21 protein-coding genes and 1 tRNA gene are annotated in these 21616 nt (G+C 51.0%); 12 read left to right on the forward strand and 10 right to left on the reverse strand.

The annotated features are described in order from the left end of the window. Position 1: 1 nt before the first annotated feature. Entirely contained in the window at positions 2–1957 is a 1956-nt protein-coding gene (gene mnmC, locus EOE65_RS11815; RefSeq protein WP_127694521.1) for a bifunctional tRNA (5-methylaminomethyl-2-thiouridine)(34)-methyltransferase MnmC2/FAD-dependent 5-carboxymethylaminomethyl-2-thiouridine(34) oxidoreductase MnmC1, read from the reverse strand. Positions 1958–2032: 75 nt separating this feature from the next. On the opposite strand from mnmC, the gene EOE65_RS11820 reads away from it, so the two are divergent. The 9 genes from EOE65_RS11820 to EOE65_RS11860 all read left to right on the forward strand — a co-directional run bounded on the left by EOE65_RS11820 (position 2033) and on the right by EOE65_RS11860 (position 12030). After that, positions 2033–2983 (forward strand): NAD-dependent epimerase/dehydratase family protein, encoded by a 951-nt coding sequence (locus tag EOE65_RS11820; protein ID WP_164847098.1) that lies wholly within the window; start codon positions 2033–2035, stop codon positions 2981–2983. A 15-nt stretch (positions 2984–2998) separates the two neighbouring features. Further along, on the forward strand, positions 2999–4015 hold the full coding sequence (locus EOE65_RS11825; RefSeq protein WP_240656986.1) for an MraY family glycosyltransferase: 1017 nt from the start codon (positions 2999–3001) through the stop codon (positions 4013–4015). After that, a complete protein-coding gene (locus EOE65_RS11830) occupies positions 4009–5901 on the forward strand; it encodes a polysaccharide biosynthesis protein (protein ID WP_206052677.1) in 1893 nt (630 codons plus the stop codon). The genes EOE65_RS11825 and EOE65_RS11830 overlap by 7 nt, the downstream gene beginning before the upstream one ends. A 31-nt stretch (positions 5902–5932) precedes the next feature. Continuing rightward, positions 5933–7024: a dTDP-glucose 4,6-dehydratase gene (gene rfbB / locus EOE65_RS11835; protein ID WP_127694523.1), complete on the forward strand. Its 1092-nt coding sequence runs from the start codon at positions 5933–5935 to the stop codon at positions 7022–7024. After that, the gene (gene rfbD / locus EOE65_RS11840; protein ID WP_127694524.1) at positions 7021–7914 is read left to right on the forward strand and encodes a dTDP-4-dehydrorhamnose reductase; all 894 of its coding nucleotides are present in this window, start codon (positions 7021–7023) and stop codon (positions 7912–7914) included. Before rfbB ends, rfbD begins: the two co-directional genes overlap by 4 nt. Positions 7915–7925: 11 nt before the next feature. Then, positions 7926–8804 carry a glucose-1-phosphate thymidylyltransferase RfbA gene (gene rfbA, locus EOE65_RS11845; protein ID WP_127694525.1) on the forward strand — a complete coding sequence of 293 codons (879 nt, stop codon included), beginning with the start codon at positions 7926–7928 and terminating at the stop codon, positions 8802–8804. Positions 8805–8813: 9 nt separating this feature from the next. Next, entirely contained in the window at positions 8814–9359 is a 546-nt protein-coding gene (gene rfbC / locus EOE65_RS11850) for a dTDP-4-dehydrorhamnose 3,5-epimerase (protein ID WP_127694526.1), read from the forward strand. Positions 9360–9505: 146 nt separating this feature from the next. Next, the gene (locus EOE65_RS11855) at positions 9506–10909 is read left to right on the forward strand and encodes a mannose-1-phosphate guanylyltransferase/mannose-6-phosphate isomerase (RefSeq protein WP_127694527.1); all 1404 of its coding nucleotides are present in this window, start codon (positions 9506–9508) and stop codon (positions 10907–10909) included. Positions 10910–11274: 365 nt separating this feature from the next. Then, on the forward strand, positions 11275–12030 hold the full coding sequence (locus EOE65_RS11860; RefSeq protein ID WP_127694528.1) for a substrate-binding periplasmic protein: 756 nt from the start codon (positions 11275–11277) through the stop codon (positions 12028–12030). A 68-nt stretch (positions 12031–12098) separates the two neighbouring features. Here the strand turns inward: EOE65_RS11860 and EOE65_RS11865 are convergent. The 5 genes from EOE65_RS11865 to rpsU form a co-directional block, all read right to left on the reverse strand. After that, positions 12099–12175, reverse strand: a tRNA-Ile gene (locus tag EOE65_RS11865). A 67-nt stretch (positions 12176–12242) separates the two neighbouring features. Further along, the gene (rpoD, locus tag EOE65_RS11870; RefSeq protein WP_127694529.1) at positions 12243–14078 is read right to left on the reverse strand and encodes an RNA polymerase sigma factor RpoD; all 1836 of its coding nucleotides are present in this window, start codon (positions 14076–14078) and stop codon (positions 12243–12245) included. 165 nt (positions 14079–14243) lie between these two features. Continuing rightward, positions 14244–16052 (reverse strand): DNA primase, encoded by a 1809-nt coding sequence (gene dnaG, locus EOE65_RS11875; RefSeq protein ID WP_127694530.1) that lies wholly within the window; start codon positions 16050–16052, stop codon positions 14244–14246. A gap of 30 nt (positions 16053–16082) precedes the next feature. Then, a complete protein-coding gene (locus EOE65_RS11880) occupies positions 16083–16532 on the reverse strand; it encodes a GatB/YqeY domain-containing protein (RefSeq protein WP_127694531.1) in 450 nt (149 codons plus the stop codon). A gap of 74 nt (positions 16533–16606) precedes the next feature. Further along, on the reverse strand, positions 16607–16822 hold the full coding sequence (gene rpsU, locus EOE65_RS11885) for a 30S ribosomal protein S21 (protein WP_127694532.1): 216 nt from the start codon (positions 16820–16822) through the stop codon (positions 16607–16609). Positions 16823–17001: 179 nt separating this feature from the next. Between rpsU and tsaD the strand changes: the two genes are divergently transcribed. The 3 genes from tsaD to folK are packed head-to-tail and all read left to right on the forward strand — an operon-like array spanning position 17002 to position 18916. Beyond that, positions 17002–18039: a tRNA (adenosine(37)-N6)-threonylcarbamoyltransferase complex transferase subunit TsaD gene (tsaD, locus tag EOE65_RS11890; RefSeq protein ID WP_127694533.1), complete on the forward strand. Its 1038-nt coding sequence runs from the start codon at positions 17002–17004 to the stop codon at positions 18037–18039. Further along, the gene (gene folB / locus EOE65_RS11895) at positions 18039–18395 is read left to right on the forward strand and encodes a dihydroneopterin aldolase (RefSeq protein ID WP_127694534.1); all 357 of its coding nucleotides are present in this window, start codon (positions 18039–18041) and stop codon (positions 18393–18395) included. Before tsaD ends, folB begins: the two co-directional genes overlap by 1 nt. Further along, a complete protein-coding gene (gene folK / locus EOE65_RS11900; RefSeq protein WP_127694535.1) occupies positions 18395–18916 on the forward strand; it encodes a 2-amino-4-hydroxy-6-hydroxymethyldihydropteridine diphosphokinase in 522 nt (173 codons plus the stop codon). The genes folB and folK overlap by 1 nt, the downstream gene beginning before the upstream one ends. A 9-nt stretch (positions 18917–18925) precedes the next feature. Here folK and EOE65_RS11905 read toward each other — a convergent pair whose 3' ends face one another. Genes EOE65_RS11905 through apaG form a run of 4 tightly spaced genes read right to left on the reverse strand, consistent with a single transcriptional unit; the run spans position 18926 to position 21611 of the window. After that, positions 18926–20032 carry a tRNA nucleotidyltransferase/poly(A) polymerase-related protein gene (locus tag EOE65_RS11905; RefSeq protein ID WP_127694536.1) on the reverse strand — a complete coding sequence of 369 codons (1107 nt, stop codon included), beginning with the start codon at positions 20030–20032 and terminating at the stop codon, positions 18926–18928. 4 nt (positions 20033–20036) lie between these two features. After that, the gene (glpE, locus tag EOE65_RS11910; protein WP_127694537.1) at positions 20037–20354 is read right to left on the reverse strand and encodes a thiosulfate sulfurtransferase GlpE; all 318 of its coding nucleotides are present in this window, start codon (positions 20352–20354) and stop codon (positions 20037–20039) included. A 29-nt stretch (positions 20355–20383) separates the two neighbouring features. Then, the gene (locus EOE65_RS11915; RefSeq protein ID WP_127694538.1) at positions 20384–21199 is read right to left on the reverse strand and encodes a symmetrical bis(5'-nucleosyl)-tetraphosphatase; all 816 of its coding nucleotides are present in this window, start codon (positions 21197–21199) and stop codon (positions 20384–20386) included. A 25-nt stretch (positions 21200–21224) separates the two neighbouring features. Then, the gene (gene apaG / locus EOE65_RS11920; RefSeq protein ID WP_127694539.1) at positions 21225–21611 is read right to left on the reverse strand and encodes a Co2+/Mg2+ efflux protein ApaG; all 387 of its coding nucleotides are present in this window, start codon (positions 21609–21611) and stop codon (positions 21225–21227) included. Positions 21612–21616: the final 5 nt, after the last annotated feature.

Genomic DNA, 21616 nt, shown 5'->3' on the forward strand with positions numbered 1-21616 from the left:
TTTAAAGCTTCTTACGAATCATATCTTTGATAATAAAACGGGCGGGATGTGTCGCATCAGCGATATCGCGCGGCAAGGGCGATGGCTCTTGGCAGGCGATACTTGCAATGTGCTCTGCCAGCAGTGGTGCTGTAATTAAGCCCTTTGAACCATGCCCAATATTGACAAACAAGCCTGTCCAGTAGGGTGGTGTGCCGGATGGCACGTTGGCCTTGCGGTCTTTCCGCAGCGCTTGGTATTGCTCAAGGTAGGCGTTTAGGTCCGGTGCAGGGCCTGCGATCGGTAGGTAGTCTGGCGTTGCGCAGCGAAAGCCGACTTTGCCGTCCCAGCTAGCTTTAGCTTCTAGTTGCGCAGCGATGTTAGGCGCGGCTTTTTGCAGCTGTGCATGGTTTTTATCGTGATCGATGCCGCGGAGCGATTCGCAGGGATCTTTTAGATCGAACGTTGCGCCGAAGCAATATTCGCCATCTACAGGTGGCGAAACATAGCCCTCTGCACAGATCACTGTCGTCAGTGTTGCGCTGCCTTTAGCGTGCGTCACCTGCCCGCGTATCGCTTTAACCGGGAGGTGAGATGTTTGCGTAAAGTTCTGGGCATCTTTGGCGTTGGCGATAATAACCATATCAGCCGTCGCAGCTTTGGTATCGCCCGCCTGTTGATAGCCGAGCTGCCACTGTTGATCACATGGCTCGATGTTATCGACCTTAGCCTCTAGGTACACTTGAATATTGGGATGCCTGACCAGTGCTTTGCCGAGGGCCTGTGGATAAACCCAGCCCGCATTGGGAAAGAAGATCCCTGGGTAGTTGATCTTGGTATTCGCTAGCTGACTTGCTTGCTGTGCGTCCACGCCTATGAGGATCTCTGGGCTGTAATGGTCGGCATCGATCAATTGCTGCTGGCGCTGTTGCTCTTTTTCATGGGTGGCGAGCTGCAGCACGCCACATTGTGCTCCTTGCACGTTATCGAATAGGTTTAACGTGTTTAACCAGCGGATGCTCTCAGCTAGGCCGCAGAGGTGAAACTGTCCAGCGACCGTTGGAGCAACGGGCGGTTTTGCGTAGAGTGCGCCTTGGCGGTTGCCCGAGGCCTGCGTGCAGATATCGCTGGCTTGATCGTAAATAGCAACGCTGATACCGCGGCGCGCTAGCGCGTAGGCGGTTGTGATACCGGCAAGTCCGGCACCAATAACAGCAGCGTGCTTGGGCTTATCCGTTTTTGGGGCTGCAAACCAAGGTTTCTCACGTTGTTGCAGTGGGCAGGCGGTTTTTATGCCGGTCAGCATCTCCCGTTTGTGGCCAAAGCCTGCTTGTTTACGCATACGAAAGCCAGCGGCCTCTAACCCGCGCCTTACAAAACCTGCTGCCGTAAAGGTTGCCACGCTGGTGTCTGGCGGGCTTAAACGGGCCATCTCTGCAAAGAGTTCGTCACGCCACATATCCGGGTTTTTAGCGGGCGCAAAACCATCTAAGAACCATGCGTTGACCTCTGTATCTAGTTTCGCAAACGCGGTGGCTGCATCGCCAATGCAGAGGGTCAGAGTGTAACGGTCGCTAAAATTGATACGGTGCATACCCGGTTGCAGCGGCGGAAATTGCGCAATGAGCTGCTTGGCATAGGGGTTTTCAGGAAAGCTTTGTTCCAACGCCCGTGCCAGATCCTTTTTGTGCAGAGGAAATAGCTCGGTTGAGATAAAATGAAGCCGCTCGATCTGGAGTGAATGCTGCTCTATGAAAGCTAGGGTGTGCAAAAAATTGGCTCCGGTACCAAAGCCGGTTTCTGCAATGGTGAAAACAGGGCGCTGCCAGCTCGTTAAACGGGTGAGCAGTTGATTACCATCGATAAAGACGTGGCGTGTTTCGGCTGCGCCATCGGCTGGGTTGAAGTAGATATCATCAAACAGATCCGAGTGCGGTTGGTTCTCTTTCCAGCTTAGGTTGGCGTTTTGCAGCTTCATAGTCGTTCGGTAGTTAAGTCAAAGGCGCATTGTAAATTAAGCGATTTGTTGGTGCGAATTAAACGGGGAGGTTTTGTGAAATACAAAGTATTGATCACCGGCGCTAGCGGTTATATCGGCGGTGCGCTCGTTGATCGCTTAGCGTCTAAACAGGCGGCTTGGCAGGTGGTCGGCAGTGTGCGTAAGGCGCTTGAGGCACCACTAGACAACGTCGAGTACTTTGTTACGGGTGATTTAGCAGGAGAGGTGGATTGGAGCCGCGCATTGCAGGGCGTTGATGTCGTTGTTCACACGGCGGGTCGAGCACATAAGTTATTGGCAGGCGAAACCGAAGATCAGTTTGATCGCATCAATGTGGGAGCAACCCAGTCATTGCTAAAGGCGGCAGCAAGCGCGGGAGTAAAGCGTTTTATCTTCTTAAGCTCTATCGGTGTTTTGGGTGAGCGACACGCCGTTCCGGTGACCGAGAGTGCAGCACCTGCGCCGACCCAAGCATATGGGCGCAGCAAGCTACGTGCTGAACAAGCGGTGCAGGCGTTCTGTACCGAACACAGCATCGAGTATGTCATCGTCCGCCCCACACTGGTCTATAGCGCGGCGGCCCCCGGTAACTTCCGACGTTTGCTAGGTATTGTAGCGCGCGGTTGGCCGCTACCTTTTAAAGGATTATCTGGTCAGCGCTCATTTGTTGCGCTCGACAATGTGTGCCAATTTCTCGAGCTGTTGTTACAGCACCCTGCTGCTGCCAACGAGATCTATCATCTGTGTGATGACAAGCCGCTCACATTGCCGGCGTTACTCACCATTTTGAGTGAGGGGATGGGCAAAAGGTGTCGCCTTTTCGCGATTCCAGATGCGATACCCTATGTCCTCGCGCGCGTTAGCGGTAGAATACGCCTCTACAACCAGTTATATGGATCATTTGTTGTTTCGAATCACAAAGCGAAACAGCAGTTAGGTTGGCACATGGAAGTGGATCCTCAACAAGCGCTGCATCGAGCAGCCGAACAATTTATCCAATCATAGAGGCATCAATTGGCTGTGGAAGCGAGCTGGCATTACATCGTGGTATGTGCGGTTTTTGTGACGTCATGGGGGTTAACCGCATGGGTGCGCCGCTACGCTTTGCAAGGTCGGTTGATGGATATCCCCAATCAGCGCAGCTCCCATGCAGTGCCTACGCCACGCGGTGGCGGCATAGCGATTGTGGTGAGCTGGAGCTTAGCACTTGGCGTCTTATGGTGGTTGGGTGTCGTAGGGGACGATCTGGCTGGAGCGGGGCTTGCTGCTCTGGGCGTTGCGGCGATCGGTCTTTGGGATGATTATCGCAGCCTGTCTGCGCGTATCCGTCTGATAGTGCACTTTATCTGTGCAGCGGTCGTGGTTTGGCTTCTGCCCCTGAACATAACGCCCTTAGCGGTAAACACCGCTGTGAGTGTGTTGTTGGTGGTAGCGCTTGTTTGGTTGCTAAATCTATACAATTTTATGGATGGTATTGATGGACTTGCCGGTGGGCAGGCGTTATCGGTAGCGTTGGGGTTTGCTCTGTTAGCTGCGTTAGTCGGCTTTAATGAGCTGATGTGGTTAGCCCTTATCCTTGCCATGGCAGCGGGTGGTTTTTTATGTTGGAACTGGCCGTCTGCGAAGATTTTTATGGGCGATGTGGGAAGCGGATACTTGGGTATCTTGTTTGGCGTGCTACTCCTGCTTGCTTGGCAGCACAGCGCCATGCTTGCGGCAGCTGGTGTTATTTTGATGGGTGCTTTCGTGGTGGATGCAACATGGACATTAATCACCCGTATGTTAACTGGGCAGCGCTTTATGGCACCACATCGTACGCACGTTTATCAAAAGCTCAGTGATCGTTGGCGCTCGCATACACGAGTGAGTGTGGCGTTGTTAGTGGTCAATACCTGCTGGTTATTGCCATTGGCATATACCGTCGCGTTCTCTTATCTGCAGCCATTGTTCGGTCTATTGATCGCTTACGCACCTTTTTGTGCGCTCGCCATTGGGTTGCGAGCCGGTGTGCCACCCAAGGAGGCCGTTACGTGTTAGCTTTTATTTTGGGGTTATCCCGGCCCGCTAAGCGTTTTGTTTCATTGGTTGCTGATATGGGGCTGCTGTCGATAGCCTTTTGGGGGGCTTATTGGGTGCGCTTGGATGCGGACACGCCAACAACGAGTACTGGGCATTGGTTGTTACTCGCCTTTCTCATCCCGCTGAGTTTAATGGTATTTATTCGCATCGGTCTTTATCGCGCGGTGCTGAGGTTTGTGAGCTTTCGTGTGCTCTGGACGGTAGGGCTAGGGGTTTTTCTATCAACCTTCTTCCTGATGACCGCCAGCCTCTACTTTGCTGTACCGATGCCGCGCTCGATCCCTATTATCTATTTCGCGTTTGCGTTGATTTTAATTGGCGGCGTGCGCTTATTCTTCCGCATGATCTACCAGAACACCAAAGGTGATCGCATACCGGTGCTGATCTACGGTGCGGGCGCTTCGGGGCGGCAGTTGCACTTAGCGATCAATCAGGGAGCGGAGTACTTTCCCGTTGGGTATGTGGATGATGACTCGCGACTAGTAAAGTCATTTATTCAAGGCTTGGAAGTGTTTGCGCCGCAACGTATGGCTGAGCTGGTGGAGCGCCATCATGTGAAAAAGGTGCTACTGGCGCTGCCACGCATCAAAAAGAGTGAGCGTCATGCTATTTTGCGCAACCTAGAAACGCTCTCGTGCGAAGTTTTATCAATCCCTGATATGGGAGAGTTGATCAATGGCCGTGCAAAAATTGACGAGCTGAAAGAGGTGTCAGTGGAGGATCTGCTGGGCCGAGATCCTGTTGCGCCGGTTGATCGTTTGATGCGCGCTAACATCACCGGTAAAACGGTATTGGTGACAGGCGCTGGCGGCTCGATTGGGTCGGAGTTGTGCCGCCAGATCGTCCGCCTTGGACCTAAGCGGTTGCTGTTATTTGATCTATCGGAGTACGCGCTTTACCAGGTTGATAAAGAGCTACGCGGATTAGCGGAGCAGCGCCACAGTCTGGTTGAAATCGAGCCGGTACTTGGCTCGGTTTTATCGCGTAAACATTTGGCCCGCTTGATGAAGCAGCATGGTGTCGAGACGGTCTATCATGCCGCTGCCTACAAACACGTACCGCTGGTTGAGAGCAACGTCGTTGTTGGCGTTAAAAACAATGTACTGGGTACACTGCGCTGTGCCGAGGCGGCGATCGAAAGTGGAGTGGACAACTTTGTACTGATCTCCACTGATAAAGCGGTGCGCCCCACGAATGTGATGGGGGCTAGCAAGCGGTTCGCTGAGCTAATCTTACAAGCGCTAGCGCGTAAGCAAACGCAAACGCGTTTTGTGATGGTGCGCTTTGGTAACGTGTTGGGCTCTTCCGGGTCGGTGGTGCCGCTGTTTCGTCAGCAGATCAATGCAGGCGGGCCTGTAACCGTTACCCACGAAGAGGTTGTGCGATACTTTATGACGATTCCCGAGGCATCGCAGCTTGTGCTGCAAGCCGGAGCAATGGGTAAAGGTGGCGATGTCTTCGTACTCGATATGGGCAAGCCGGTGCGTATCATGGAGCTCGCTCATCGTATGATTCGCCTCAGCGGCCTGACTGTGCGGGATAACGACAACCCAGACGGGGATATTGCCATTGAGGTGATTGGGCTGCGTCCGGGTGAAAAGCTATACGAAGAGCTTTGGTTAGGTGAGCGGCTATCAGGCACCGAGCATGCACGTATTATGTCGGCTGATGAGCACTACTTAGAGTGGCCGCAGTTGTCCGTGCTGCTGGAGCGCTTAGAGAGCGCCTGCGAAGACGCAGATCAAGACGCTATCATGAAACTTTTTTTACAATCTGCACTCAGTTTTACGCCTTCTAACAAGGCGCACCAAGTAACTGGGCAGTTACATACCCTTGGCGCTTAACGCCTTGGGTCGCTGTTTTGAAGAGAATAATATGGAAACGAAAACGTTCCTGGTAACAGGAGGGGCGGGGTTTATTGGCTCAGCGGTGGTACGTGAGCTGATTAACAATACGCAGCACCGGGTTGTGAATGTCGACAAGTTAACCTATGCCGGCAATCTAGAGTCACTGCAATCGATTAGCAGCAATGAGCGCTATAGCTTTGAACACCACGATATTTGCGATGCTCAAGCGATGGCGGAAGTTTTTGCGAAGCATCAGCCGGATATTGTTATGCATTTGGCGGCGGAGAGCCACGTAGATCGCTCGATTGATGGTCCAGGTGCTTTTATCCAAACTAATATTGTAGGTACTTATACGCTGCTTGATGTTGCGCGTAATTACTGGAGCACCCTGCAAACGGAGCACGCCGAAAAGGCTGCAGCTTTCCGTTTCCACCATATATCCACAGATGAGGTGTATGGTGACTTGCCGGATGATGGCAGCCTGTTCACCGAGATGACACCTTATGAGCCAAGTTCACCCTATTCTGCGAGTAAAGCGGGATCCGACCATCTGGTGCGAGCGTGGCTAAGAACATTTGGGCTACCGACGCTAGTCACAAACTGCTCGAACAACTACGGCCCCTATCACTTCCCAGAGAAACTGATTCCGCTGGTCATTCTGAACTGTTTGGCTGGTAAGCCTTTGCCTATCTACGGCAACGGTACGCAAGTACGGGATTGGCTCTACGTCGAAGACCATGCGCGTGCGCTGATTTTGGTTGCCCAAAATGGCAACGTTGGTGAGACCTATAATATCGGCGGCCACAATGAAAAGCAGAATATCGAAGTGGTACAGCAGATTTGCGATATTCTGGATGAGCTACGCCCGACAGAACACAACGCTTCACTCAATAGTGCAAGCTATCGTGATCTGATCACCTACGTATCAGACCGACCGGGACATGATCAGCGTTACGCGATCGATGCGAGCAAGATCCAAGCGGATCTGGGTTGGCAGCCTGAGGAAACGTTCGAGTCTGGCATTCGCAAAACGGTGCAATGGTACCTAGATAACGAAAGCTGGTGGCGAAATGTCCAAGATGGTAGCTATCAAGGCGAGCGTTTGGGGCTGGGTCGATGAAGATACTACTCACCGGGAGCCGCGGTCAAGTCGGGTTCGAGCTGCAACGGACGCTTGCTCCGCTAGGTAAGGTGATCGCGCCGACTCGCGCCGCTTTAGATCTAGCTGATGCACAAGCGGTGGAGCAATGGCTTGAGCGCGAACAGCCGCAGTTAATTGTTAACGCCGCGGCGTGGACGGCGGTTGATCTGGCTGAATCTGAAGAGGCCGCTGCACGGCGACTCAACGCAGAGCTACCTGCTCAGCTTGCGAGCTGGGCGGCACGCCATGATGCTCTGCTGGTGCATTTCTCCAGTGACTATGTTTATCCGGGTGACGGAAGCATCGCATGGCAAGAGTCCAGCCAACCGAAGCCTTTGTCTGTATATGGGCAAACGAAGCTGGCAGGTGATCTCGCTATCTTGGAGAGCGGCGCAAAGCACTTAATCTTCCGCACGAGTTGGGTTTACAGTGCGCGTGGCAACAACTTTATGAAGACGATGCTGCGTTTGGGTGGCGAGCGTGATGAACTACGCGTTGTTGCTGATCAGATTGGCGCGCCTACATCAGCGCGGCTGATTGCAAACGTCGCGACATTAGCTGCGTATCGGCGCTTACAGGCAGACGATATAGCCGATGGTGTTTATCATCTTTGCCCCCGTGGCGAGACCAGTTGGCAAGGCTTTGCTCAAGCGATTTTTACTCAAGCGGTGGCGCTTGGACACCGCTTAGCAATTACACCCGAACGGGTTCTATCAATTCCGACGGCAGAGTATCCAACGCCAGCACAGCGCCCACTTAACTCACGTTTATCCTTGCAGTTAATTGAGGCAACATTAGGGGTTGAGCTGCCTGATTGGCAGGATGAGCTTAGTACAACACTAGAAGAATTTTTGCAGTCTACACAATAGAGATATCCACTATGGCACGTAAAGGCATTGTCCTCGCAGGAGGCTCTGGTACACGTTTGCACCCGATTACACGGGGTGTTTCAAAGCAGCTGCTACCGATCTATGACAAACCGATGATCTTCTATCCGATTTCCGTGTTGATGTTGGCTGGGATTCGAGAAATTTTGATCATCTCCACACCAGAAGACCTACCTCAGTATCGACGCCTGTTGGGTGATGGTAGCGAGTTTGGTGTCAGTTTTACTTATGCAGAGCAACCATCTCCAGATGGGCTCGCACAGGCGTTTATCATCGGTGAGTCTTTTATCGGTAATGATCCGGTATGCCTTGTGCTTGGCGACAATATCTATCATGGGCAAGGTTTTTCTGAGCAGCTCAAGCGAGCAGGTGAAAACGAGTCTGGAGCGACGGTTTTCGGTTACCTTGTGCATGATCCAGAGCGCTTCGGTGTTGTTGAATTTGATGGACAAGGCCGAGCAGTATCCATTGAAGAGAAGCCTGAGCAGCCTAAATCGAACTACGCCGTAACAGGCCTCTATTTCTACGATAACGATGTGGTGGATATTGCCAAAGCGGTCAAGCCTTCATGGCGTGGTGAGCTTGAAATCACCAGCGTCAACAATGCTTACCTAGAGCGTGGCGACTTGCGCGTTGAGCGCCTAGGGCGAGGCTTTGCATGGCTGGATACCGGCACTCACGATAGTTTGCTAGAAGCGTCTCAGTACGTGCAAACCATTGAACACCGCCAAGGACTTAAAGTCGCATGCCTTGAAGAGATCGCTTGGAAGCAGGGATGGATCTCAGATGAGGAGCTTATCGCCAGCGGCGAACGGTTGAAAAAAACCAGCTACGGCACTTATCTTTTGCAATGCGTACAACATGGAAAATAGCACAACAATATGAAAGTTATTGAAACAACGCTGCCTGATGTTCTGATTCTTGAGCCGACCGTTTTCGGTGATGAGCGTGGCTTCTTTATGGAGAGTTTTAACCAGCAGCGCTTCAAAGAGTTAACGGGGCTTGAGCGGGACTTTGTTCAGGATAACCACTCTAAATCGGCCCATGGCGTATTGCGTGGCCTTCATTATCAGATTAAGCAGCCGCAAGGTAAGCTGGTGCGTGTGACCGCTGGCGAAGTATTAGATGTCGCTGTTGATATTCGCCGCTCATCGGAAACCTTTGGCCAATGGGTGGGGGTGCGCTTATCAGCGGATAACAAACGCCAACTCTGGGTGCCAGAGGGCTTCGCGCACGGCTTTGTGGTCTTATCTGAAAGTGCGGAATTTCTATACAAAACAACTGACTACTACGCGCCGGAGCACGAGCGCTCGATTCGCTGGGATGATCCAGAACTCGGTATCGACTGGCAGCTAGAGGGCGCGCCGTTAGTGTCAGCGAAAGATGCCGACGGCATACCGCTCGCAGAAGCGGAACTGTTTGATTAAGCGGCTTAGTGCCGCTTTTTCTTTCTTTAGTTCAGCTACAGTTGTGTCCTAGCAGGGTATAACGGCTATCACGCGCTACAATAGAGCGCAGAAATGGTTTCTGGACGATGGCTAGAGGTCATCAAATAACTTAGAGGATGAGAAATATGATTCCGGTGGTTCTCTGCGGTGGGTCTGGAACGCGTCTATGGCCAATGTCGCGTGCACAATATCCTAAGCAGTTTTTGTCGTTGAATTCAGATAAAACAATGCTGCAAGAAACCATTGATCGTCTTGAGGGGATGCAGGAAGGGCTGGTGATCTGTAATGAAGAGCATCGCTTTTTAGTCGCAGAGCAGTTACGCCATACTGCTATCCAAGCGGATATTTTGCTTGAGCCTGTGGGGCGTAACACGGCTCCGGCAATTGCGTTAGCCGCACTTCAACTCGAGGCGGCTGGCCGTGCATCGGAGCTCATGCTCGTTTTACCGGCAGATCATGTTTTTCAAAATACCCATGAGCTTAACCGAGTCGTTCAATTGGCGGCGCCTGTAGCGAATGATGGCCAGCTCGTCACTTTTGGTATTGTGCCGCATTACCCAGAAACAGGATTTGGTTACATCAAACGAGGCGGTGAGCTGGACGCTGACAGTGTTTATAAAGTCGCCCAGTTTGTTGAGAAGCCTGAGCTCGCAACGGCGCAAGCTTATGTAGACTCGGGTGAGTACTACTGGAATAGCGGCATGTTTCTCTTCCGTGTAGACCGCTACCTAGAGGAGTTAGCGAAGCATTCGCCGCAAATCTTAGCGAGCTGTCGTGAGGCGATGCAGGCAACACAAGCAGATCTTGATTTTATCCGGGTTGATACAGCAAGCTTCCAAAGCTGCCCGGACGACTCCATCGATTATGCCGTTATGGAAAAAACAGATGCTGCTGCCGTGATTCCACTCGATGCAGGTTGGAGCGATGTAGGCAGTTGGTCTGCGCTTTGGGATCTAAAAGAGAAAGATGCTAACGGTAACGTGCTGACAGGCGACGTGCTAACTGAATCCACCAACAATACCTTGGTGGTCTCTCAGGAGCGTCTTGTGACGACACTGGGTATTGAAGACTTGATTATTGTTGATACCAAGGATGCCGTTCTTGTTGCCCATAAAGACCGTATCCAAGATGTGAAGAAACTGGTTGCTCAGATCAAAACGGCTGGGCGCAATGAGCATCAACAACACCGAGAGGTTTATCGTCCTTGGGGCTGTTACGATACGATCGACCTTGGCGAACGTTACCAAGTAAAGCGTATTACTGTGAACCCGGGTGGGCGGTTATCGCTACAGATGCATCACCACCGAGCGGAACATTGGATTGTTGTTTCTGGAACCGCAAAGGTGACCAATGGCGAGCGTGAGTTCTTGCTGCAAGAGAACGAATCAACCTATATTCCAGCAGGTGAAAAACACCGCTTGGAAAACCCTGGCAAGATCCCACTTGAGATGATCGAAGTTCAGTCTGGTACTTATCTGGGTGAGGATGACATCGTTCGCTTTGATGACAAGTACGGTAGAGCGGAATAGGGAAGTCGCTTTTCGAAAACTGGGCAGCTAATTCTAGGCTGTCCTTTAATACCCCACCATAGAGTATCTCAGCGAGATGTAGTGGCAATTTGTTAGCACGCCACAGATAAGCTGAGGTCTTTAAAGCCTCATTCCTGTCTCCACATAGCATTTGGCCAAATCTTATTTGGGGGCTGCCACGCAGAGGTGTTACTTCCGAGCTCTGGTTTACTGCTGTGTTGCTAGATAGAGTGTTCGAAAACCCAGAGAGTACAATTTTAAGGTGCTAAACGTGACTCCGTGATGGCGCTACTCTTTGCTTTCTCCGTTGGTCCTGTGAATCTTTTGCTACACTGAGCATATTCTCCTAGCTCGAGGTTCCGCAAATGAAAGCAAACTTCAGATATTTAGGGAATCTTGCTACTGGATTAGCGTTATTTACCTCTGCTGCTCACGTCAAAGCTGTCGAATATGTCATTGGCACAGACCCTTGGCCGCCCTTTACCATAATGGACGAGGGTGAATACCGTGGTATTGATGTTGATATTGCTAATGAGCTTCAGCGTCGTCTACCTGATATCTCCTTCCGCTTTCAACGCATCCCCTGGGTGCGTGCTTTGCGCTATATGGAGCAAGGCAAAATAGATGCGATTACAGGACTGGCGAAGACTGACGAGCGCGCAGAATACATCCGATATACCAGCCCTCCTTATTACTCTGAGTGCTCAAGCGTGTTTTACGTTCGTAAAGAGAGTGGCATTCAGGTTTCAAGTTACGAAGATCTGTACCGTTATAAAGTTGGCTATGTTTTGAACTCAGCGTATTTTGAACGGTTTGATAAAGACGATAAGCTGCGTAAACACAGTGTGAGCGATGAAGATCAGCTACTGGATATGCTCATACATGGCCGAATCGATACGATTATCGGTACTAACTGTCAGATCCAATACCACATAAAGATCAAAGGAGCACTTGATCAGGTAGAGGAAGCGAACTGGGGGCCAAAAAATAATGTGGATCTTTATTTTGGTCTATCTAAGCGTTCAGCAATTGTTGCTGAACAGCATCGCTTAAACGCGGCAATTAAGTCACTTAAAGATGAAGGTGTTATCGAAAAGATCGTAAAGCAGTATTTTGAGTAACGGCTTGTAACAACAAATATCTTGGTGTGAGAAGTAATTTGGGTGTAGCGAGTGACAGATAATGAGATTGGTGGGCCCACCAGGACTTGAACCTGGGACCAACGGATTATGAGTCCGCTGCTCTGACCAACTGAGCTATAGGCCCGATAAAGAGGCGCCAATAATACAGAGAATCAATTATTGGCGCAATACTTTGATATCAATGGAGATTTCTACTCGTCCAAGAAACTGCGTAGATGGTCTGAACGGCTTGGGTGGCGCAGCTTACGTAACGCTTTTGCTTCGATCTGACGAATACGCTCACGTGTAACGTCAAACTGTTTACCCACCTCTTCAAGCGTGTGGTCAGTGTTCATGTCGATACCAAAGCGCATACGTAGTACTTTCGCTTCACGCGCTGTTAGGCCCGCAAGGACTTCACGTGTTGCTTCACACAAGCCTTCACCGGTGGCTGAATCTACCGGTGACGTGTGGTTAACGTCTTCGATAAAGTCACCTAGGCTCGAATCTTCATCATCACCAATCGGCGTTTCCATCGAGATCGGCTCTTTTGCTATCTTCAGCACCTTGCGGATCTTGTCCTCAGGCATATCCATGCGCTCTGCCAGCTCTTCTGGCAGCGGCTCACGACCCATTTCCTGAAGCATTTGGCGTGAAATACGGTTGAGCTTATTGATCGTTTCGATCATGTGTACCGGGATACGGATCGTGCGTGCTTGGTCAGCAATTGAGCGAGTAATAGCCTGACGAATCCACCATGTGGCATAGGTGGAGAATTTGTAACCGCGGCGGTACTCGAACTTATCAACGGCTTTCATCAGACCGATGTTACCCTCTTGGATAAGATCCAAGAACTGTAAGCCTCGGTTGGTATACTTTTTCGCGATAGAGATTACCAAACGCAAGTTGGCTTCAACCATCTCTTTCTTCGCACGACGAGCACGAGCTTCACCGATAGATAGGCGGCGATTAACTTCTTTGATATCGGACAGCTCAATTTGAGCCTCTTCTTCCAATGCTAAGAGTTTACGCTGCGCACGCTCTAGATCAGGAAGGTTGCGTTTAATCGCACTCGCATAGCTTTGATCAGAGTTCGCTAGCGTTTTGAACCAGTCAGGATTTGTCTCGTTGCCTGGGAACTCTTTGATGAACATACCGCGCGGTACTTTAGCGCGTTGTACGCAGATACGCATGATCGTACGTTCTTGCTGGCGTGCACGTGCGATAAAGTCGCGTACGCGCTCAACGAGAGTATCGTAAAAACGAGGCGATAGCTTAATCGGCGCAAAAGCTGTTGCAAGATCTTGCATTGCGCTATCAAATTCTTTGCTTGCACGACCATGCTTTTCAGTCGCTTCGTAAACAGCGAGTAGGTGAGTACGAATTTCGGTAAAGCGTAGGCGTGCTTCCTCTGGATCAGGACCGCGTTCGCCGTCTTCAGAGTCGTCATCTTCATCGCTTTCATCATCAGAGTCTTCGTCGTCCAGCTCTTCTTCGATCTTTTCTTCGACAGCTGGCGCTGGCACAACCGCTTCATCGGGATCGATATAGCCACTGAAGATGTCGCTTAAACGGCCCTCTTCTTGCAACGTAGCGGCATAGGCTTCGAGGATGATCTCGACGGATCCTGGGAAGTTAGCCAAGGCAGCCATAACTTCACGGATGCCTTCTTCGATACGCTTAGCGATCTCGATTTCGCCTTCGCGCGTGAGTAGCTCAACTGTACCCATTTCGCGCATGTACATACGCACAGGATCTGTTGTTCGGCCAGCATCTGATTCAACGGCAGCTAGTGCTGCAACGGCTTCATCGTCTGCTTCATCCGCAGAGTCGCCCTCTGTCATTAGCAGTGTTTCGGCATCAGGTGCTTCTTCAGATACGTTGATGCCCATGTCGTTGATCATGCGAATGATATCTTCGACCTGATCTGGATCGGCGATATCCTCTGGAAGGTGATCGTTCACTTCAGCGTAAGTGAGATAACCTTGTTCCTTACCGCGGGCGATCAGTTCTTTAAGACGGGATTGCTGCTGAGAGGTATCTGACATGGACGTCCTACGAAGATGCGATTGTGACAACAAAAAAGTGAGCGCGATATTATAACGTCGACCACTTACCAAAGCCAGTATAAAAAAATTCGTACAGGCACTGTTAACATTAGACCATAATCCCTGTTTTTGGGGATGGGCATGGAATAATTCAAGGTTTTTTGATTAGTGAGTGCGCAACTTTGATAACTCCCTTAACTGCTGCTTTTCGGCGTCAGAAAGGGTTGAGAATGGCTTCTTCTGTAACGCTGCAATGCTTTGAATACTGGCATCGCGTTGCAGGCGCTCCCACGCGTCATCAAACAAGCGGTTGGCATCCTCGCTGAGAATCGGGTCGAGGCGCGAAATCTCACTCAGTTGCAACAGTAGAGGGCTCAAAGCTGGATCATCGCTCCAATCGATAAGCAGAGAACCAAGCGATGCTTCTGGTGTTGCTTTGAGATAATCAATCAAGGCAATCAGTGTATCAATATGTGTATGGTTTAGTACGCGTAACGGTTCTGAACTCTCCACTTTGCTCACCAGCTCTGGGTGGTGGAGCAGCAAGGATATGGGGTGGCTGCAAAGGCTAACCGTGCTCTGTGGCTTGCTCTTGCTTGGGTAAGAGAGCGCGCGCGACGGCGGTTGAGTTTTGGGCGCTAGCTGCTTGGGCTGATCAGGTGTCGCGCTGGTTTGCGGTGCAAGATTAGCGTGGATACTAATGCTTTCAGGCTCTAGGCCAGTGATTTCACATACCTTGTCGAGCATCATCTGCTGTAGCAGGCCGTTCTGCATTTGCTGGATTTTCGGTAGAGCTGCAGCGCTCATAAGGGCGCGGCCATCTAGGGTAGACATATCGACGCCGTCCCCTAAGCTCTTGAAAAAGAATTCGCTAAATGGAAGTGCCTCATCCAACCGTGCTTCAAAACCTTCTTTACCTTCGCTACGCACAAGGCTATCTGGGTCTTCCCCTTCTGGCAGAAACATAAAGCGTGCCTGTAGGCCATCTCTGATAACGGGCAGCGTTGTTTCTAGCGCACGTTGTGCTGCTTTGCGACCGGCTGCGTCGCCATCGAAACAAAAGATGACCTCCGAGACGGTTTTGAAAAGCCGCTCAAGATGTTGCGCGGTAGCGGCGGTGCCGAGTGTTGCGACGGCATAGGTGATGCCGAATTGGGTCAGGCTAATGACATCCATATAGCCTTCTACGATAACAATGCGCGTGAGTTTTTGTGTTAGCTTTCTCGCCTCGTAAAGGCCGTAAAGTTCGCGGCTTTTATGAAAGGTGTCGGTTTCTGGCGAGTTCAGGTACTTAGGCTTTTCATCCCCTAATACACGTCCCCCGAATGCCACCACGCGGCCTCGTACATCACGTATTGGGAACATGATTCGATCTCTGAAGCGGTCGTAGTGGGATTGCTTTTCTTCGTTGTGGATCAACATACCGCTCTCTTCCAGTAGAGCTTTCTTCTGGTTGGAGTCGGCAAAGCGCTGTAACAGGTTGCTCCACCCTGGAGGGGCGTAACCAAGCGAGAAGAATTTTGCGACTTTTCCGCTGAGTCCACGATGGGTTAAATAGCTAATTGCGCGTTGGTTGTCGCTATGGCCTTTCAGCATCTCCTCGTAATAGGCGGAGACTTGATCCAGAATATCGAGTTGCGCGCGCTGGGAAGGTGTTTTGGAATCGATTTGTGCTTCGCGTGGCACATCAACACCAACGAGTTTCGCGACCTCTTCAACAGCTTGGGGGAAATCAAGGCGCTCATATTCCATGAGAAAGCCGATTGCATTACCACCTGCGCCACAGCCAAAACAATAATAGAACTGCTTATCTGGGCTGACAGAGAATGATGGTGACTTTTCTTGGTGGAAAGGGCATAAACCAGAATAGTTTTTGCCAGCTTTTTTGAGTTTCACACGCCCATCGATGATATCGACGATATTAACGCGTGCGAGCAGGTCATCAATGAAGTTTTGGGGGATTCGTCCAGCCATAACGCTCTCAATCAAATGATTGAGGCGAGTTTAACCGGCCAGTCGGCTTTTCACCAGCTTGGAAACGGTTCCCATATCAGCACGGCCTTGCAGTTGGGGTTTGATCTCAGCCATAAGCTTACCCATATCCTGCATACCTGATGCGCCAGTTGATGCTACGGCAGCATCGATGATGGCAGTGATTTCTTCGTCTGTTAGCGGTTGCGGCAAGAAAGTTTTAATCACCTCCAGCTCTTGTCGCTCAGAGTCCGCCAAGTCATTGCGGCCCGCTTCTTCAAATTGTGAGATTGAGTCGCGACGCTGTTTCGACATTTTGTCTAGCGTCGCTAATACTCGGGCATCATCTAATTCTATACGCTCATCCACTTCGATGCGTTTGAGCTCGGCCAAAATGAGTCGAACAACACCTAGCGTTTGCTTATCTTTGGCACGCATAGCTGCTTTCATTGCATCGCTAATCTGTTTTTTCAGCGCTGACATTTTGACCTGACCTGTTATTTAAATGATGCTAAATCTCGAAAATATAGTACCTGTGGCCTAGCTAAGCGGGTTGCTTAGTAAAGGCGAACACGACGTGCTGCGTCACGCTGAACTTTCTTAGCGTGGCGTTTAACAGCAGCAGCAGCTTTACGCTTACGAACCGATGTTGGCTTCTCGTAAAATTCACGCTTACGTACTTCAGCAAGAACACCTGCTTTTTCGCAAGAACGCTTGAAACGACGAAGAGCTACATCAAATGGCTCGTTTTCTTTTACTTTAACTGCAGGCATCTGTTTTCCACCTAATTGAATTTAACTAATTTTCGATACTCGTTTGGGCAGGTACCCAGAACGAAGCGCAAAATTTTAAGTGCAGATAGTCTGTTTGTCAAAGTTATATTCGTGAATTCTGCCCAGATTTGATGGATAATAACGCTCCACTTATGAACAACTAGGTTAGATAACGCGACATGAAGGTGCTGGGCATTGAAACCTCTTGTGATGAAACGGGCGTGGCGATTTACGACAGTGAGCATGGGCTACTTGCGGATACGCTGTATAGCCAAGTAAAAATGCACGCTGAGTATGGCGGCGTGGTGCCAGAGCTGGCGTCCCGTGATCACGTACGTAAGCTACTGCCATTGATCCGTGAAACGCTGGCCCAAGCTGATCTACAAGGTAGCGATTTGGATGCTGTAGCCTACACGGCAGGCCCTGGGTTGGTTGGCGCGCTGATGGTAGGAGCATCAACTGGTCGTTCATTGGCAATGGCGTGGGATATACCCGCAATTGGTGTTCATCATATGGAAGGGCACCTGTTGGCGCCGATGCTAGAAGATGAGCCGCCCGCTTTTCCGTTTGTCGCTCTGCTAGTGAGCGGTGGCCACACTCAGTTGGTTAAAGTCACCGGTATTGGTGCGTATGAGTTGTTGGGTGAGTCCCTAGATGATGCAGCTGGCGAGGCCTTTGATAAAGCCGCTAAAATGTTAGGTATGGACTACCCGGGAGGGCCGTTGATTGCGAAGCTCGCTGAGCAAGGTGATCGCAGTCGTTTTCGCTTTCCACGCCCAATGACCGACCGCCCCGGTTTGGACTTCAGCTTTTCTGGCTTAAAAACATTCACCTTGAATACGATCACTGCACATCGCGTTGATGGTGTTGTTGATGCTCAAACGCAGGCCGATATTGCAGCGGCTTTTGAGGAAGCCGTTGTTGAAACGTTGGCCATTAAATGTCGCCGCGCATTACAAGCAACGGGGCTTAAACAGCTTATTATTGCTGGGGGTGTGAGTGCCAACCAGCGGCTGCGGGAGCGGCTGGCTGAGGTTGTCAAAAAAGAACGTTCAGCGCTCTTTTATGCTCGGCCGCGGTTTTGTACCGATAATGGTGCGATGATCGCCTTCGCGGGGTGTCAGCGATTACTCGCAGGTCAGGAAAGTGATTTGGTGATTGAGGCCAAGCCTCGTTGGCCGATGGATATACTAGCAAAAGTAGAACAAGGCGCGTGATGGATATTGTTTACATAGCGGGGCTGACCGCAGAGACGGTGATCGGCATCTACGATTGGGAGCGTGAGATTCGCCAGCAGGTGACACTCGATTTGGAGATGGGTACGGATATCCGGGCTGCGGCAAACACAGAGGATATCGATAACACCCTGAACTACAAAGCGGTCTCTGATCGGTTGCTGGAGTTTATCGAAGCGAGTGAGTTCCTGCTGGTCGAGACGATGGCCGAAGAGATTGCCTCGCTGGTTATGCAAGAGTTTGGTGTGAGCTGGTTAAGGTTGAAGCTTGGTAAGCCTGGGGCGATACCCCAAGCTCAAAGTGTTGGCGTTATTATTGAACGTGGGAATCGTGGCTAATGGCGCAAGTCTATTTGAGTTTGGGCTCTAATATTGATCGTTATAAACACATAAGCGCTGCGCTTGATGCGCTCGCTGAGCTGTTTGGTGAGCTAGATATATCTTCGGTTTTTGAAAGTGAAGCCGTCGGTTTTAATGGCAACCCCTTCTTGAACCTAGCGGTAGGTGTAACAACCGATCTTTCGGTCGGGGAGTTGTTGAGTGTGCTTAAGGCGATTGAAGACAATAATGGACGTACCCGAGGGGGCGCTAAGTTTGCCCCGCGAACACTTGATATCGATATCCTAACTTACGATGAGCGAGTGGGCGATATTGATGGTGTGCAACTGCCGCGTGACGAAATACTTTACAACGCGTTTGTACTTTGGCCATTAGCTGAGATTGCGCCGCGCGATTATCATCCTATTGAACAGCAGACCTACAGCGCGCTCTGGCAAGCCTATGATAAGCAGCAAAAGCTGAAACCCGTCGCTTTTACGTGGCGTGCCCGTTCCATTTCAAACGAGCGTGCTCGTATTTAATAGACCAAGTCAGCTATGGCACAGCATCAGTTGTTGCTTGCGAATCTCTTGCCCTAGCTGCGCGCCTTTAAAGCCCTGCTGGATCAAACTCTTTGGGTCAATTTCGGCGATTTTTTGTAGTAGAGGCTCGATAGTATTCACCGCGTTTAGCGGGCTATTCAGGGCTGTGGCTAGGTTACGGCAGGCTGCTAAAATAGCGTTGAGCCGCTCTGGGCGTCTGATCAGGTCCAGTGCTTGGATTGTTTCTAGCCGCTGCTCTGGTGAAAGACTTTCCCATTGTGTCAGTGCCGGGTAAGCAGTTGCTACCTGTTGTGTTAAGTCGCGGTAGGCATTGGGCATACGCAGCTTTTCGTACAGAGTCTCGAAAGAGGTACGGGTATGCAGCTGCGCCAAATAGGCGAAACTAGCAAAGCGGACTGGGCCTCCGGTTTGCTCAGAAAAGGTTGCGGCTAATGCGTGTGCCGCTTGATGCTCAGCTACCTGCCCAAGACATCCAAACAGCTTCTCTGCCGCGTGGCTATCTGCCAGTACCGTGAAAAAGGTTAGGGGTGAGCGCTCCATAATGGCTCGCTCTAGCTCTTGCCAAACGCGCTCTTTGGTTAAATGCTCTAGTTCGTCCCCAGAAGCAATTCTTTGCATCAGCTGAATAGTCTCAGGCGCCACCTGAAAACCAAGATGAGCATAACGAGCTGCGAAACGTGCCACGCGCAGTACCCGTAAAGGGTCTTCTTCAAATGCTGGTGAAACATGTCGCAAGGTGCGGTTTGCTAAGTCTTGTTGGCCCTTAAAGGGATCGATGATCACGCCTGCGCTGTCTTGTGCCATCGCATTGATGGTCAAGTCTCGGCGAGATAGATCTTCCTCGAGGGTGACATCAGGCGAAGCATGATACTTAAAGCCTTTGTAGCCTTTACCGCTCTTTCGCTCGGTCCGCGCTAGCGCATACTCTTCGCTAGTATCGGGATGTAAAAAGACGGGAAAGTCAGCGCCAACCGGCTTAAAGCCTTGGTTGAGCATCTCTTCTGGTGTCGCACCGACGACAACCCAATCGCGATCGTATACGGGATAGCCGAGCAGTTGATCGCGGACCGCACCGCCGACAAGGTAAATCTGCATCGACTTAGCGCTCAATACGATCAGCGCAGCGTAGCGACCATGCTTCAAAACCGCCATCAAGACTATAAACAGTCTCAAAGCCTTGATGGTTTAAGTATTGTGCGGCGGACATGCTACTGATGCCATGGTAGCAGCATACGATGAGGGGTTTGTCTAAGTCCGCTTGGCTGATATAAGCATGCAAGTTGTCGTTGTTGAGGTTAACTGACCCCGGGATACGCCCAGCTGCAAAACTTTGCGGGTCACGTATATCTGCGATAGCCGCGCCGTTATCGATGATCTCCTGAGCTTGTTCAACGGTAATGCACGTGTAGTTATCCATGGGGAACCTCGATATTCAGCAGTGATCGGTTACTTAGATTGCGCGCTGGGAACAGAGAAGCGCTGCTTATCTTCAAGGCGCATGGCAGTGAGACGTTCGCCCCAAACACACCCTGTATCTAAAGCATATACATGGGGGGCGTCGGCTTTGCCTTCAAGGGCTGCCCAGTGACCAAATACAATGTTTTGTTCAGCCGCTTTGCGGTTAGGTTGCTTAAACCAAGGCAAGAAGCCGTCCGGTTGGGTTTCCAACCCCCCTTTAGAGGCAAACTCAAGATCGCCTTCTGCGGTACAAAAGCGCATGCGGGTGAAATAGTTAGTAATAACTCGAAAGCGCTCCCAGCTTTCCAGCTTGCTCGACCAGCGCGTGGGTTGATTTCCGTACATATGCTTGAAGAAGTCGGTAGCGCGAGGCGAGCGAAGGGTGTTTTCCACTTCGTTGGCTAACAGGCTAGCTTTCTCGACGCTCCACTTTGGCGGAACGCCCGCGTGCGTCATCACGCAGTTGAGGTCTGGATCGTAGTGCAGCAACGGTTGCTGCTGCAGCCACTGCATCAAGTCGTTACGGTCAGGTGCGTCCAGAATGGCGTCTAATGTGTCGCTGCGTTTGGTGCGCGCTAGGCCATGATGCACAGCGAGCAGGTGCAAGTCATGATTGCCGAGCACGGTCACTGCTTGAGTGCCGAGCGAGCGAACATAACGTAAGGTCTCGAGGGATTTGGGGCCGCGGTTAACTAGGTCACCACAAAACCAAAGGGTATCTTCAGGTTGGAGATCTAGACTGCTAACGAGCGCTTGTAGCTCGTCATAGCAGCCTTGTACGTCACCAATAGCGTAAGTAGCCATCTGTTAGCTCAATGTGAAAGCGCGATTAATGTAGTGCGTTAGGTCGGGCCAATGTAAACGGCGGGATAGGCGCTTGGAAAGCATCCCCGTCTGCTGTTTCCATATTGTAGTGACCGAACATGCTGCCAACATGTGTCGCTAGAACGGTTCCGCTGGTGTATTGGTAGCTGTGGTTAGGTTGGATAACGGGCTGTTCTCCAACCACGCCTTCGCCCTCGATCTCTTGCACATGCTCATTGCCATCGGTCACAACCCAACGGCGGCTCAATAGCTGCACGGGCTGGGTGTGGTCGTTGGTGATCGTAATCTCATAAGAGAATACAAAACGGTGCGCTTCAGGATCAGATTGCTCAGGCAGAAAGCGAGTCGCGACATCTATTTTGATCAGGTTGCTAGGGTCAAGTTGGTCCATGGGGT

Source organism: Neptunomonas marina, assembly GCF_004005935.1.
Classification (GTDB): Bacteria; Pseudomonadota; Gammaproteobacteria; order Pseudomonadales; family Balneatricaceae; genus Neptunomonas; species Neptunomonas marina.

Bases quoted from the DNA above. Each gene is read 5' to 3' on its own strand.
- rfbA (WP_127694525.1), top strand. From the start codon at position 7,926: ATGGCACGTAAAGGCATTGTCCTCGCAGGAGGCTCTGGTACACGTTTG.
- apaG (WP_127694539.1), bottom strand. From the start codon at position 21,611: ATGGACCAACTTGACCCTAGCAACCTGATCAAAATAGATGTCGCGACT.
- rfbC (WP_127694526.1), top strand. From the start codon at position 8,814: ATGAAAGTTATTGAAACAACGCTGCCTGATGTTCTGATTCTTGAGCCG.
- dnaG (WP_127694530.1), bottom strand. From the start codon at position 16,052: ATGGCTGGACGAATCCCCCAAAACTTCATTGATGACCTGCTCGCACGC.
- EOE65_RS11905 (WP_127694536.1), bottom strand. From the start codon at position 20,032: ATGCAGATTTACCTTGTCGGCGGTGCGGTCCGCGATCAACTGCTCGGC.
- tsaD (WP_127694533.1), top strand. From the start codon at position 17,002: ATGAAGGTGCTGGGCATTGAAACCTCTTGTGATGAAACGGGCGTGGCG.
- folB (WP_127694534.1), top strand. From the start codon at position 18,039: ATGGATATTGTTTACATAGCGGGGCTGACCGCAGAGACGGTGATCGGC.
- folK (WP_127694535.1), top strand. From the start codon at position 18,395: ATGGCGCAAGTCTATTTGAGTTTGGGCTCTAATATTGATCGTTATAAA.
- EOE65_RS11860 (WP_127694528.1), top strand. From the start codon at position 11,275: ATGAAAGCAAACTTCAGATATTTAGGGAATCTTGCTACTGGATTAGCG.
- EOE65_RS11915 (WP_127694538.1), bottom strand. From the start codon at position 21,199: ATGGCTACTTACGCTATTGGTGACGTACAAGGCTGCTATGACGAGCTA.
- glpE (WP_127694537.1), bottom strand. From the start codon at position 20,354: ATGGATAACTACACGTGCATTACCGTTGAACAAGCTCAGGAGATCATC.
- mnmC (WP_127694521.1), bottom strand. From the start codon at position 1,957: ATGAAGCTGCAAAACGCCAACCTAAGCTGGAAAGAGAACCAACCGCAC.
- rfbB (WP_127694523.1), top strand. From the start codon at position 5,933: ATGGAAACGAAAACGTTCCTGGTAACAGGAGGGGCGGGGTTTATTGGC.
- rpoD (WP_127694529.1), bottom strand. From the start codon at position 14,078: ATGTCAGATACCTCTCAGCAGCAATCCCGTCTTAAAGAACTGATCGCC.
- EOE65_RS11880 (WP_127694531.1), bottom strand. From the start codon at position 16,532: ATGTCAGCGCTGAAAAAACAGATTAGCGATGCAATGAAAGCAGCTATG.
- rpsU (WP_127694532.1), bottom strand. From the start codon at position 16,822: ATGCCTGCAGTTAAAGTAAAAGAAAACGAGCCATTTGATGTAGCTCTT.
- EOE65_RS11855 (WP_127694527.1), top strand. From the start codon at position 9,506: ATGATTCCGGTGGTTCTCTGCGGTGGGTCTGGAACGCGTCTATGGCCA.
- rfbD (WP_127694524.1), top strand. From the start codon at position 7,021: ATGAAGATACTACTCACCGGGAGCCGCGGTCAAGTCGGGTTCGAGCTG.